This is a genomic window from Blautia sp. DFI.9.10, from assembly GCF_024461705.1.
GTDB lineage: Bacteria > Bacillota > Clostridia > Lachnospirales > Lachnospiraceae > Blautia_A > Blautia_A fusiformis.
This window is the reverse complement of the sequence record NZ_JANGAA010000015.1, coordinates 25,858-39,932: the sequence shown is the minus strand read 5'-3', so window position 1 is coordinate 39,932 and position 14,075 is coordinate 25,858. Positions and strand designations below refer to the sequence as shown.

11 protein-coding genes are annotated in these 14,075 nt (G+C 40.8%); all 11 read right to left on the bottom strand.

The window, feature by feature from the left end; genetic code table 11:
* Positions 1–24: 24 nt before the first annotated feature.
* Genes NE671_RS10190 through NE671_RS10140 form a run of 11 tightly spaced genes read right to left on the bottom strand, consistent with a single transcriptional unit; the run spans position 25 to position 14,067 of the window.
* Complete coding sequence (locus NE671_RS10190; protein WP_007488505.1) at positions 25–408, bottom strand: TnpV protein; 384 nt, start codon at positions 406–408, stop codon at positions 25–27.
* Positions 405–2,327, bottom strand: a complete 1,923-nt coding sequence (locus NE671_RS10185) for a recombinase family protein (RefSeq protein WP_256163949.1) — start codon at positions 2,325–2,327, stop codon at positions 405–407. The genes NE671_RS10190 and NE671_RS10185 overlap by 4 nt, the downstream gene beginning before the upstream one ends.
* Complete coding sequence (locus NE671_RS10180) at positions 2,324–3,799, bottom strand: DNA topoisomerase (protein ID WP_256163948.1); 1,476 nt, start codon at positions 3,797–3,799, stop codon at positions 2,324–2,326. The genes NE671_RS10185 and NE671_RS10180 overlap by 4 nt, the downstream gene beginning before the upstream one ends.
* A 48-nt stretch (positions 3,800–3,847) precedes the next feature.
* Positions 3,848–5,344, bottom strand: a complete 1,497-nt coding sequence (locus NE671_RS10175; protein WP_173740454.1) for a CD1107 family mobile element protein — start codon at positions 5,342–5,344, stop codon at positions 3,848–3,850.
* Positions 5,328–5,576: a DUF4315 family protein gene (locus tag NE671_RS10170; RefSeq protein WP_021652602.1), complete on the bottom strand. Its 249-nt coding sequence runs from the start codon at positions 5,574–5,576 to the stop codon at positions 5,328–5,330. The genes NE671_RS10175 and NE671_RS10170 overlap by 17 nt, the downstream gene beginning before the upstream one ends.
* Positions 5,577–5,588: 12 nt before the next feature.
* Positions 5,589–8,429: a CD1108 family mobile element protein gene (locus NE671_RS10165; protein ID WP_244095953.1), complete on the bottom strand. Its 2,841-nt coding sequence runs from the start codon at positions 8,427–8,429 to the stop codon at positions 5,589–5,591.
* Between the two features lie 27 nt (positions 8,430–8,456).
* The gene (locus tag NE671_RS10160; RefSeq protein WP_117640066.1) at positions 8,457–10,838 is read right to left on the bottom strand and encodes a VirB4-like conjugal transfer ATPase, CD1110 family; all 2,382 of its coding nucleotides are present in this window, start codon (positions 10,836–10,838) and stop codon (positions 8,457–8,459) included.
* 55 nt (positions 10,839–10,893) lie between these two features.
* Positions 10,894–11,322 carry a PrgI family protein gene (locus NE671_RS10155; protein WP_005426563.1) on the bottom strand — a complete coding sequence of 143 codons (429 nt, stop codon included), beginning with the start codon at positions 11,320–11,322 and terminating at the stop codon, positions 10,894–10,896.
* A gap of 14 nt (positions 11,323–11,336) precedes the next feature.
* Positions 11,337–12,209 (bottom strand): VirB6/TrbL-like conjugal transfer protein, CD1112 family, encoded by an 873-nt coding sequence (locus NE671_RS10150; RefSeq protein WP_005426566.1) that lies wholly within the window; start codon positions 12,207–12,209, stop codon positions 11,337–11,339.
* A gap of 4 nt (positions 12,210–12,213) precedes the next feature.
* Positions 12,214–12,345, bottom strand: coding sequence for a Maff2 family mobile element protein (locus tag NE671_RS10145; RefSeq protein WP_373153066.1), 132 nt, complete (start codon positions 12,343–12,345; stop codon positions 12,214–12,216).
* A 24-nt stretch (positions 12,346–12,369) separates the two neighbouring features.
* Positions 12,370–14,067 (bottom strand): recombinase family protein, encoded by a 1,698-nt coding sequence (locus tag NE671_RS10140; protein ID WP_015521926.1) that lies wholly within the window; start codon positions 14,065–14,067, stop codon positions 12,370–12,372.
* Positions 14,068–14,075 lie beyond the last annotated feature (8 nt).

Genomic DNA, 14,075 nt, shown 5'->3' with positions numbered 1-14,075 from the left:
TTGTTGGTTTTGGACTTGATAAAATCAGCAGTAAATCATTTCCTGTCTGATGATTTCTTCGGCTCGGTTACGGATAGAGTTCATGGACTGTACCCACAATATCTGATTGTCTGCTTTCATGGTTTCGGTCACACCCTCGGCTTGTTTCATCTGCTCAATGATAAGGCTGCACCTTTCCGTTGCCTGTTCGTTCAGGTCAGCAAGGTAAGTATGCAGTTCGCCGGATAAACAGAGGGCAGAGAACCTTGCAGGGTGGTACTGCTCTAAATATGTCCTGTGCAGTCTGCCCCACATACCGATAGGGCGGTGTTCCTCCGGCAGCTTCAAGTCCGGCACATAGTAATCGCCCACAAGAACATAGTCCAGACCGTTGCTTTCGTCATGGATTCGTGGTTTCAATTCTGTCATGCTATTTTTTCTCCTTTCACTTTTTGCCGATTTGATTTGTTTGTGGCGTTCTGTTCAGCACACAGCTTGCTATCAGAATTATTTTCTTCTGCTATACGCTCATGCTCCGCAAATTTTTTTGATTTCTCACGAATCTTTTTCATATACTTACGATTGGATTCTCGTTTTCTGCGAAGTCGATCTGCTTCTTTTTCAGCAGCAATCCTTTCTTCCTCTGTTGGTTCATGCTGCTCCACAGGTACTTGAAATTGCCCGACATAGTTAAGATATATCTCCACCTCTGTGGTGCGGTCTGCACCTTTTCCCTGTGGCTCGTGAACCAGTATTTTATCTATAAATTCATTTATCATGGCAGGAGTAAGCTCTGTAATGTTCTCATACTTTTTAACCAGCTTTAGAAAACGCTCCACATTATTTTGACCGCCTATAATTCGTTGCATATCAGCGGTGTCAGTCTCAATAATCTTGTTTAGCTCGTTCTGCTCATTTTCATAATCAGTAAGCATACTCTGAAAAAGCCTGTCCGGCAATCTTCCAATTACGTTATCTTCATAGATTTTCCTGATAAGCATATCCAGTTCGTGAACTCGCTTCTGATTTCTTTCAATGCGTTTTTTTACAGTTTCAGAAACAGCAATATCTTTCATCGCCGATTCTTCTTGCAGAGAATAGACAAACTCCTGCTCATTCAAAGAAACATAATGGCAAGTCTCTTGTATGGTTTTCAGAATGATGCTTTTAAGTGCTTTTGTTGAAATATGGTGGCAAGTACAATGCCGGTCATACTTCTGATAAGCAAGATTATAAGTGGAACATTCATAACAATCTGCCGGATTTGAATGGCTTATCCGCTTTTCGCCTTTGGTAGTATAGTATATTCTTTCACGCCCTTTTCGTTGCCTGTGATTATACATCGGCGCACCACAGTCAGCACAGTAAATCTTTCCGGTTAGAACATTAGGCTCACCCATAGGGTCTGCTTTTCTTACATTCTGTCTTAACTTTTGAGCAAGCATCCATGTTTCTTCATCGACAATAGGCTCTTGTGTATCATCAAAAACCACCCAATCTTCCTTATCTGCCCTTTTCGTCTTTTTGTCCTTATAGGAATTTTTGAATGTCCTGAAGTTGACAGTCTTTCCGATATACTCTGGTCGGGCAATCAGAGTAGTAACCTGATTTCCTCGCCACATATACGGATTTTCTTTGTCATAGTTGCTTGCATGATTTCCAAGTCCCTTTTTGCCAAGATAATAAGATGGTCTTTCAATTTTTTCTTCTGAAAGTTCTCTTGCTATCTGATAAGGTCCTTTTCCCTCAATAGTCATACGATAAATTCTGCGGACTACTTCAGCAGCTTCTTCATCAATAATCCAATGGTCGGGGTTTTCTGGGTCTTTCAAATAGCCGTATGGTGGGATATTACTTGTATGAGCGTTGCCGGAAGAACCTCTGGATTTCAGTACAGCTTTAATTTTCTTACTTGTATCCCTGACAAACCACTCATTCATGATATTCAGAAAAGGGGCAAACTCACTGGTTTCTTGACGGTCACTGTCAATACCATTATTGATTGCTATAAATCGAACTTCCTTTTCTCTAAACAGAATGTCAGTGAAAAAACCTACTTGCAGATGATCTCTGCCAATTCTGGACATATCCTTGCAGATACAGGCAGTGATTTCTCCGTTTTTAACACCTTCAACAAGTCTGTTCCATGAAGGTCTGTCAAAAGTTGCTCCACTCCAACCATCATCGGTAAAATGAACAAGATTCGTAAAGCCATGTTTTATAGCATAATCTTCAAGCATTTGCTTTTGATGAACGATACTATTACTCTCGCCAGCATTATCGTCATCACGAGACAGTCTTTCATACAAAGCAGTAATGCCATTGCTTCTATCTTTTTTTCTTCTCATGCTGAACTCCTTTCTTCAATTCCTATCCACTCCTTACGCTCACAAAATATCACATCCGTATAATGTTTCGGCGGTGCTGTAAAATGTTCACTAAATTTTACAACAACACATTCAAATACCTGTCCTATTTTTATATCTGGAAAATCACTTTCCTCCTCTTCTGGCTTTTCTGCATTTTTCCCATATGATTTAAAGAACCGTTCTTCCACTTCTTTCCATCCATATTGGAGAACATTCTTTCCAGATGCAGTAAACAGTTCTCCATGACAGGAAATTTCAGTCTTAATACTCTCATATATGTATTCCTGTTCCGATGCACATAATAACTTTGATGCAATCAGCATGAGAATTTCCTTTTCTCCACCCGGAAGTGCTTTTAAATCCATGTTTGTAATTTCTACCGTTGGTATAATTGCATGATGATCTGATACCTTTTTACTGTTCAAAAGTCTCTTTATATCTGGTTCTGAACCCTTTATTGACATTTCAGGAAACATACTATTTACTGCCCCGACAACCAGAAGAGCATTTTCATCCATATCATCTGTAAGATATTGGCTATCCGTCCTTGGATACGTCACCAGTTTCTTCTCATAAAGGCTTTGGGTATAGTCCAAGGTTTGCTGTGCCGTAAATCCAAGAAGACGATTTGCTTCCCTCTGTAATGTGGTCAGATCATATAATTTCGGCGGCTGTACCTTTTTCTTCTCTTTCTTTACTGAAAGAATCTGTGCAGTTTCATCCTTCATATCCTCCATCATCTGAACGGCAGCACTTTTCTCTTTTATCCGGCTGCTTACAGCATCCAATCCATCCATCAGAAGATGAACCAGATAATACTTCTCTTTCTGGAAGTTCTCGATGCTCTTTTCCCGTTCCACCAGCATTGCAAGTGTAGGTGTCTGCACCCGACCTACAATCAACCGATGGTGATACAGTACCGTAAACAGTCTGGTGGCATTAATTCCTACCAGCCAGTCTGCTTCACTTCGCGCCACTGCAGAATAATAAAGATCATCATATTCATGTCCATCTTTCAGCTGCTGAAATCCTTCCAGAATTGCTTTTTCCTCCATGGAAGAAATCCACAGTCTTTTAAAGGGAAGTTTACATTCTGCCTGGTTATATACCAGACGGAAAATCAACTCCCCTTCTCTTCCTGCATCTGTTGCACATATAACTTCTGTGATATCTGCTCTGTGAAGCAGTTCCTTTAAAACCCGAAACTGCCCTTTGGTACTTTCTTTAATCTGATATTTCCAATTCTCCGGAATCATGGGAAGTGTTTCATATTTCCATGCTTTCCAGTCATCCCGGTACTGATCCGCACTAGCCAGTTCAATCAAATGCCCAATACACCAGGAAACCAGATATTCTTTTCCTTCCAGGTAGCCATCTTTTACGTTTGTGGCATGAAGCACCTTCGCAATGTTTCTGGCTACGCTGGGTTTTTCCGCAATTACAAGCTGCAATTTTCAATCTCCTTTCTGCACCTGTCGCTGTAATTAAGTGAAACAAAGTTATTCCTCTGATTCTTCGTCTTCTACTTCACCTTCCATTTCATATTCTTCTAATTCTTCATTATCCTCACGAATTGTATCTTCCTCCTCATCGTCGTCCTCGTCCTCTTCATAATCAAAAGAAGTATTTCTTCCTTTCATAAATTTCCAATAATAGTAAGCACCACAAACTCCTGCCAGAACCAGCAGCATTAATAAAATCGTGCCGGAATTATTGCTTTTCTTCTCAGGTTCTTCCTTTTCTTCCGGTATGATCGTAACTTCTGGTTCCGGTGTCTCTGTGATCTTCTCTGTTTCAAGTGGCAGTGCGGATTCTGCAATAGCCTGGTTCTGTGGAAGTGTGACCATGTTGGTATCCGTAAAGTTCAACAGATCATTTTCGCCTACCTCTGTAAGAAGATAAACATTTTCATCCGTTTTATCCTTATCTACGATCAGATAAAAAACCTTATCACTTTTTGTCTTGATCGTATAAAATTCCTTTCCCCCTTTGTCCTGAACTGTTCCTGTTGACATGCCGGAAGCAGAACTTTCTCCCTGCACCCGTCCGGTATCTGCTTCTGTATCCGTTTCATTTCCTGTGTTTTCTGGTTCTGTTGGTGCAGTAGCAGTCTCATTCGTTGTCTGATGTTCCGTTACGGTTGCCGTAGCACTGGTGGGCTTACTTGCAGTTCCATCGGCTGGCAAAGAAGCTGCATTTTGCTCCGTTCCGGAAACCTCTGTATTCTCTTTTACTGCATCTGGATTTTCATAATAAGGGTTTCCTACTTTATAGATCTCTGACATATTTCCTGCTTTGTCTTTTGCCTGCAGGGTAAAGTATTCATAGGAAGTATCCGCTTTTTGCAAACGGACATTTAATGTATTATTCGTCAGTTCTGTGAATTCATTTCCATTGACATACAAAGCAGCAATTCCCGATTCCGCATCAACTCCCTGCACGATCAGTATCCCATTCTTCGCAGCCGCAATAATAGTTGGTTTGGTTTTATCAAAACACTCTATGTAACGATTCTGCTCATAAGTATTTCCATTCTGATCGGTAACTCTCACATAAATACTACAATTAGAAGAGATGGATACTTCCATATTTCCGGTTATGTCTGACCATCCTCCATTTTCTGAAAGTCTTGCTTCTACTTTTGCAATAGAAAAAGCACCTGTATTCTTTGTATCTTCCACTTGAATTTTTACGGTTGCCGTATCTGTCTGCCAGCCTTCGGGTTCTGTAAAGGTAATCCCTACTTCCGGTGTTTCCGTCACATCATTTCCTGCATCTTCCTGTGCCTGTTCCACTGGATCTGCAAGAATTTCAGCTTCTGATTCATCTGAAAAATCAACATCTTCCGGGCTGCTTTCTTCTGATGATTCCACTTCTACATTATCTGCCCATACAGTCAGACTTCCGGGCGAACTATAAAAGAAAGCTCCTGCCGGAAGTCCTGCTAACGTAGCTGCGGTTAAAAATACAGCTGCTCTTTTATGAAATTTCTTCATTTTCTGTCTGCTCCTTTTCTCTGGTTTCCAATATCTTTTTTTGTTCCTCCTTACTGATATCAATCATCAACTGAAGTTCCTCTGCGGAAACTCCATTGCTTCGGATAATTTTCAGATACTCCATATCCTCTGCCTGTTTCTTCTGTTCTTCCAGATCCCTTGCTTTTTTCTGTAGCTTTTCAATCTTAACGTAGGTTCTTGCAAGTTCTTCTTTTATTCGTTCAATGTTCAAATACGCCCCTCCTTATGGCCTGCCAAAAGCATAAAAATGAGACTGCCAGTATGCAGAATTAATGGACGTATACTGAATTGGATTTCCACAATGGATCATCTGTCCATCTCCGGCATAAATTCCTACGTGGGTAACCGGCTCTCCCGCATCATACGTCCCAGTGAAAAAGATAATATCTCCTGGCCTTGCTTCTTCTGGTGATACAGGCATACAAATGTCATAAATTCCCTGTGCAGTAAGTCTTCCCATATTGCAGACACCCGAATTGGTAAACACATAGCTTACAAAACCAGAACAGTCAAAAGAAGTCTCCGGGCTGGAACCGCCCCATACATACGGCATACCAAGATATTTGTCTGCTTCCGCAAATAATCTCCGCACAGTCTCATCATCATAACTGCCGCCTCCAACATACAGCCCGCTATCTCCGGTACTGATATAAAAAACAGGATTATAATATTCCCCATCTTTGACCAGTTCCAAATATAACTGGCTTCCGGTTGCACTTCCTGTACTTCCCGTTGTACCAATTACAGTATCTGTTGTTACTTCCTGACCATTTGCTACCGAAATGCTCTGCAGATAAGCGTATTTAATCTGCACACCTTTTTTATCCTGCGTAACTACATAATTTCCAAAAGTTCCGCTATATCCTACATCTACAACAAAACCATTCATCGCTGACTTCACTTCTGTTCCCTGTCGTACATTAATCGTCACACCTCTGTGAAGTTGTGTCTGCCCGGTTCCATTGTTTACAGAATACCCATAATAGGTACTGATATAGGCATACCAGTTTAACTCAACCGGAGTTTTATATGTCTGTAAATTTCCTCTGTTGGAATAGACCTCTTCATAAATTTCCTGCTCATCCTCTTCCATTCTGGACAGAATAACACTTCTAAGCGGTTTTGCCTGAACAGAAACATTCAGTACATCTGCAGTTACTGTACGGGTAACTTCCACAGAGTTCTGATTGCCCTCTGCCAGAAAACATTCCCAGGTCTGATGACCATGTGCCTCAGCTACTGCGTGATTATCATAATAAACATCAAACTGGACACCATACTGGGCAAAGTTTCCAGTATCTTCTACGGTGTACTCAATCCCATTCATCACTACTTTCGTCCCCATTGGAAGAAATGGGTTTGCAGCATCAACCGCAAGCGTATGATTAGCCTGTGGCATTGCCCCTGAAGCAGTAGGTCCTCCACTCCACACGCCACAGCAGATGGGACAATTACAGTATCCACTGGTCACAACATTTCCCAATGACTGCCCTACCTGTATTGTAGATGTTTCCTGCCGGGTTTCACTTTTTTCCTCTACGGTGATTCCGTACTGTAAAGAAAAAATTGTTTCCAGTTCTCCTTTTATCTCATCAAACTTAAAATCCCCATAACTGGCAGTCAGATAACTGATCAATGTATGAGGATCATGGCCGATTTCACCAATGTTATATCTGTATTCATCTTTTCCTGGATACCGGGCTTCCATCTGGTTTATTTTCTGTTGAAGACTGGCTTCCAACTGCGTATAATACAACTCTGCTTTTTCAATTTCGTCCGGATCCACAATGTAACTGGAAGCGATTACCGTAGAAATTCCATTAGAAAACATAGCCGAACAGGAAGCAAATCCTGTCATTACGGAAAGAAGCAAAATCAATAACAACCCCATTGAGATCAGAGTAGTTACATTTCTTACAAATACTTCCTGTGCCTTTCTTGCAATTTTAGTAGCAAGATTTACTGACCGGATTGAGGTGTCTTTTGTTTCTTTTGCAATTTTCCCAGCCCGGTATGCCATCTGATACTCTCGCTTAATCCTCTGCTTCTGTATTAATTTTCTGATCAGCTTTTTCTGCATCTCTGGATGTTCTTCCAGATATTTCTGATATTGATACCTGGATGCACTCTTCCAGGCTCTTTTCTCTAAACGGTTTTCTTTATGTATCTGACTGCGGTTCTTCCGGATATTTCTACTGCTATGTTCCTGTAATATCCACTCACCTGAACGCACCAGCTTATGTGCTGCATCTACAGCACTGTTTTCCTCTTCGTCTTCGCCTGCTTTCTGATATACTGCATTTTTTAATGCTTTCTTGGGAACAGAAGACAAGGTTTTCTTTTTACCATCCGTTTTCCCTGTTTTTTTGTCGAAATATAAATGGTACTTTACCTTTGCTTTCTGTTCCTCATTTGTTTTCTTGGTATAAACAGAATCTTTCGGAATTTTGTTCTGCCTCTCAGCTTCCTGTTTTCTTGCAGCCTTATCCACTTCCTGATAAGTTTTTATTGTTTTTCGGCTATATTTCTGCTTTCCTTTTTTTCGGTTTGTAGAAACATCATTCTTCTCTGCCTGAAAATGTCCTCCATCTGTTTCAGCCGAAGTTTTCTTTTCTTTCTTCAGACTTCCATCTGTCTCCAGTTTTCCAAACTGCAGTCTCTGCTGTTTCTTTTTCTGTCGCTGATACTGGCTCCTGTGTTTTTCTTTGCGCTCACGTATTTCTACCGCTGAATCCACAGATACACCTGCAGGCTTGTCCCGGTATCTGTACCGTCCCTGTGTTTTTCGTTTTCCCGGAGGACTGTTTGCAGCCTCTTCTTTTTTGGCAGGATTTCCCTCCTGAACTTTTTCGGAAAATTGTTTCTTTTCAGCTTTTTTATGAGAGTTTTTCTTCTTTTCAGAAGTAATAAATGCCTGTTCTACATCCTTCTGTTTATAAGGCAACTCCTGATCGCTGTTTGTAACTTTTCTGGTCTCCTTTGTTGCAAGATTTTCCTCAACCAGACCATTTCTGGTCATACGGCTGACTTTCTTCTCTTTCGCCGTATATTTTTGTTTTCCCAATGTACCTCACCTCTGCTTTTTTGTCCGTTAAGTCTGAATCTCATCCGGTTTAGTACTCATCAAAGCATAGGTTCTGGTATCCTGCGGATATCTGTCTGCAAAAGGTATGATTACATTTCCGTAAAAAAGCAGCCCTTCTCCTGCATTACTGTTATTTACAAAAGAAATCTGATGCTTGGAAATATTCAATTTCTCCGCAAGGATCTTCTGATCCCCGCTGTGCTGATTTAACATCAGGATAAAATCACTGTTTCCCACAATACTTTCTACTGCCAGAGAGCCAAGAAAATCTGTTACATTCTGACTGATTCCTGTAATGATTCCACCCCACTTACGAAATCTCTTCCACATTTCAATAGAATAATTAGCAGTCTGTGGCTGGTTCAGCAAAAGGTGAAATTCATCCACATAATAACGGGTTGATTTCCTGCGACTGCGGTTCTGTGATACTCTTGTCCAAACCATATGCTGGACAATCAACATCCCTGCTTTTCGTAGTGTGGTTCCAAGTTCCCGAATATCAAAGCATACCACTCTGTTCTGCGTATCGACATTACTTCGATGGTTAAATACATTCTGCGATCCTGTTACATACAACTGCAGACTGTTGGCAATGTTCTGTGCTGCTGGTTTATCTGGTGCATAAAAGTTCAAACGTTCATAGAAATCCTGCAAAGTCGGCATATTTTCCGGTTTTGGATCATTGTAAAGATATTTTTTATAAATGTCTTTTACACACAGGTCAATCATGGAAACCTCATCACCATTTAATTCTGCATTTTGAGGTTTCTTCATAATGACCTCGCAGAAAGATGTGATAAACTCTGCTTTATCAGCAATAATGGTATCAATATCCTCCACATCGCCATTAATCCTGTATTTCTCCGGATGATAAATAACATCCAGGTTCACTTCCATAGGATTGATGTAATCATTACTTTTTGCACTGATTTTAATAACTTCACCATTTAAGGCATTTACCAGCGGAAAATATTCTCCCTCCGGGTCACAGATAATAATGTCATCGTCTGTAATCAGGAAAACATTGAGAATTTCTCTTTTCGTTGCAAAACTCTTACCGGAACCAGGAGTACCCAAAATCAGGCCGTTAGGTGTTTTCAATCGTTTCCGATCCACCATAATGAGATTGTTTGACAGTGCATTTAAGCCATAGTAAAGAGCTTCACCGCCTTGGAAAAGTTCCTGTGTGGTAAACGGAACAAAGATTGCTGTAGAAGTCGTAGTCATAATTCTCTGTATTCCAGTCTGGTTCATTCCCAGTGGTAGTGATGCCACAAGTCCCTGTTCCTGCTGATATTGAAGTCTCCGTATATTGCAATTATATTTCTGGGCGATTCCTGCAGTCTGATACACAATATTGTCCAGTTTTCTCTTATTGTCCGCTGTATTCATCAGCAAAAAAGTAAGTTCAAAAAGTTTCTCATTCCTGGACTGGATTTCATTGAGCAATCCCTCCACATCCTCTCCGTATGTAGAAATGTCCGTTGGAATAATATCCATATCATATCCGCTTCTGACCGCTTTCTTCTGTTCTTCAATTTTCATTTTCTGAATATTTGACAGCGTACTTTTCAGGCTTTTAATAGCTGCCTTGGGATCAATTGGACGCAGGTGCATATTGATGATAAGATTCTCTTCCAGATCCAGCAGATCTGCCAGCAGTTTATCCGTAAGTTCTGGTGATGTAATCTGTAAATATGACACGCATCCAAAAGTCTGTCCCATCCGAAAATAGCTGTCATTGCGAAAATCAAATCCGGTAGGTGCAATAAAGTCTTTTGTCTGCAGACCTGTTTTTGCAACCATCCCATAATGGAAATGGAAAGATTCTTTTGTGTCCATATTCATCACATCATGCAGAATTTTCAGACGTTCTACCCCATTTAAAGGCTCTGCCATGGCTCCCATCACCTTAAAATTATTCAATACACTGGCTTCAATTCTCTCCAGCCTGGATTTTGCATTTCGCAGATTATCCGCCTTAATGGAAAATGTAATATATTTTGTTTTTACAAGCCCATTATTTCCTTTGGAAAGCTGCATTTTCAACATATCCGAATATTCTTTCCGAATATCATTGAAACAGTCATCCTGCTCTGGAATATCAATATTTTTTGCATACTCATCAAAATTCACCTGTTGATTAAGAAATGTAATTTGTACCTCAACAGAGCTGTCAAATGAATTCAGGAACTCACAATAGTTCTCAAAAATAGCCGCTTTATCATCATTCTGCGCTAACTGGTAATTTATATCGTAGAACTGCACCATCTTTGAATAATAGTTATCATCTGTCCTGCAGATACCATCCTTATATATTTCCTTATATGGAATCGTATCCTGCGCTGTAAAAGGCTTCCTCTTCTTCTGATTCTCCGCTTTTATCATCCGAAGTTCTTTCAGACGCTTTTTTTCTTCTTTCGTAAGTCCGGTTTTCTGTTTCTTATTTTTTTCGGTCTGCTTTTTTAAGGAAATGGAACGGATTTCTCGCTTCCCTGGCTTCTTTTGCCTTTTTCTCAAGCCATGCACCCTCTTTCTCTAATTTATCGTACTCTATAATCCGGTCATATAAGTTTTGGGAACGATAGACCCTGATTCCAGGTCTTAAAAATTTCTGCCGGATAATGTGAAGCAATATTTTCTCTGCTGGAAATCCATCCTTTTCATACATTGCAAAAAAGAAAAATGGCAGCATCACTATGATCATAAGCGTTGCTGCCACATCTGTTCCCAGTCCTGCTTTTGTCAGCAAATAGACCGGAACACCACAAATTCCTGCCAGAGAAAAACATATAATTTGTCTTTTAGTTAAATTCAGTGCTAATTTTGTCTTTATTTTTGAAAAATCTTTCGGCACTGGAACATATGCCATATTCTTGTTTCCTCCTAATGTGCATTGAAGATTGATTTTGCCAGGGAACTGGTCTTAAACAGGCTGAAACATAAAATAACTGTATATGCTGCAACTGACCAGATAGCTGTATGAAGATTATCCGCAACTGTAATAGCATTTACCAGAACTGCATAAATCGCAACACATACCATCATAAAAAATCCCTGGAATCCCAACGCTAATAATGCCTTCACGTAATTATTTCCAATACTTCCCCATTCCCTGTTCGTAAATGTTGAAAACGGAATAGGTGCCACAGAGACATAAAGATATATTTCTATCATTCGTCCATATAAAATGACGGTAATCAGGACTGATATGATTTTTAGACATAAACTGACCAGCATCGTTTCCAGACCAAGCCCCAGTAATTCTCCGATTCCCATATCTTCAATCTGCGTTTCAAGAAGCGTTTTCAATGCTTCTGTAACATCAATAGATGCGGAACCGGTTATCATACCGCCAGCATTGGATACCACATGATTCGCTACATCAAAAATTGCCATCGCAATATCAAAAGTATGAGTAACAAGATATACCGCTACCCACATCTTAAAAATGTATTTGAAAAACATAAACGTATCCGTATCGTGCATATTGTTTTTTTCCATAATCATGGAAATCAGCTCATAACACAGTACAAATGTAATAATCATCCCCGCAATGGGGACAATGACATTATCCGACAGATTTTTTATCATGGAAAAAATGCCACTGTTCCAATTTTGGGGTGTTTTCCCAACCTCTGTAGCAATCGTTTCTACTTTGGTATTTACATCGGTGAACATGGTATCCAGGTTTGATGTGATCCAGCCTGTTAGCAGATCCTTTATGAACTCTGTTATTTTTTCGGTTATTCCACCCATTTATTTATCCAAACAAAGTTGCAAGCTGTGGAATCAGGTTTATTCCAATCAGTACGATGCCACCGCCCGCCATCAACTGTTTTATGTCTTTTATGAGAAAATATTTGCTCGAAATGAGCCTTGAAAAGATTAAAATAGATTAAATTTTGATAGATTTTTCTTATTTATGGGAGCCGGAACCTCTTTCGATGGTTCCAAGCTCCGGTATTGGTTTTAAGTTGAAATGAATTTCCATTGTGACCGTTTCAGGAGTACGGCAGTAATTTTCTGTTCCGTCTTTCTCCTGCGGTTCTGAGATAACGATTTTACTGATCAGCCGGTTCAGAAGATTGGCATCCAGTTCTTTGATGTCCGCATACTCGCTAATATCGTCAATCCACTGCTGGGACTGTGCATCCAGTTTTTCTTCCGTATTCAGCACACTCTCATTCTGGAAAAGTTCCTTTTTGATATCTGTCTGCTCCTTCTGTGTCTTCTCCAGCATCTTATCAAAAACAGATTCTGTAATCTTGTCATTGATAAGGTCATCATACAGTTTTGCAATCAGCCGGTCTAACGTTTCCAGGCGGTCTTTCTGCTTTGATACCAGCTTCTCCAGACTTTCCCTGTGTCCCTGTGTATCTTCCTCGCATAACTCCTTTACCCGGTTTTCCAGTTCTGTTCCGTCTCCGGTAACTGCTTTTGCACATTCCTGGATTCTGGTAAGGACTGCATCATACAGGTCATCAGCATCCACCCGGTGCTGGGTACAATGTGCTTTCCCCTTATGGATATAAGTGGAACAGGTATAAACTTCATGCTGGTCTTTGGTGTGCGTCTTCTTCAACGTCAACGCACCGCCACACTCTGCACAGCGGAGTAATCCGGCAAACATGCTGTATTCTCCCTGTTCTGTCTGGCGTTTCCTGCCTTTCATCTTTGCCTGTACCAGATCAAATACATCCTGCGGAATGATTGCTTCGTGGGTATCCCTGACTGTGATCCAGTCCTCCGGAGCTTTATCTCCCTGATTGCCAATCTTGAAACGGTAGTACCTTTTCTGGGAAGCCATGTCACCACAGTAAACGGGATTCATCAGCAGGGATTTCAGATAGGATTCATCCCATACATATTTCCCATTTTCCGGGTCTTTCTTTTCCCATTTTGTGTAATAGGTGCGGAGTCCCCGTTTCCGGTGCCACCATGACGGGCAGGGAATCTGCTGGCGTTCCAGTTCTCTGGATATAAAGTTAATCCCATGACCGTCCACCGCCCACTGGAAAATTTTCCGGACAATCGGTGCTGTCTCGTCGTCAATCAGGAGATGTCCCTTTTCCTCCGGGTCTTTCTGATATCCCAGTGGTGGAACAACACCTGTAAACTTTCCCTTGGTTGCCTGCAGGTGATAGGACGCATGGACTTTCTTGGAAATATCTCTGGAATACATCTCGTTCAGCACGTTCTTAAATGGGGCAATCTCATTGTCTCCGGCAAAGGTATCCACATTATCATATAATGCGATATACCTTACTCCATGCTTTGGGAAAAACTCCTCCATCAGAAATCCTGTCTGTACATGGTTTCGTCCCAGTCGGCTCTGGTCTTTGGTAATTACAAGATTCACCAGTCCTTTTTCACAGGCTTTGAGAAGTCTCTGCAAATCAGGTCGGTCTGTGTTCAATCCTGTATAACCATCGTCCTGAAACACATCCACCACCTGCCAGCCCTGTGACTGACAGTAATTCACCAGTATGTCTCTCTGGTTGGAGATGCTGGCACTCTCTCCGGTCAATTCGTCATCTTTGGAAAGTCGGCAGTATACACCAACTCTCCAGGTTGCATTTCTTTCTATATTGTTACTCATATATCTGTTGTTCATCTGATACC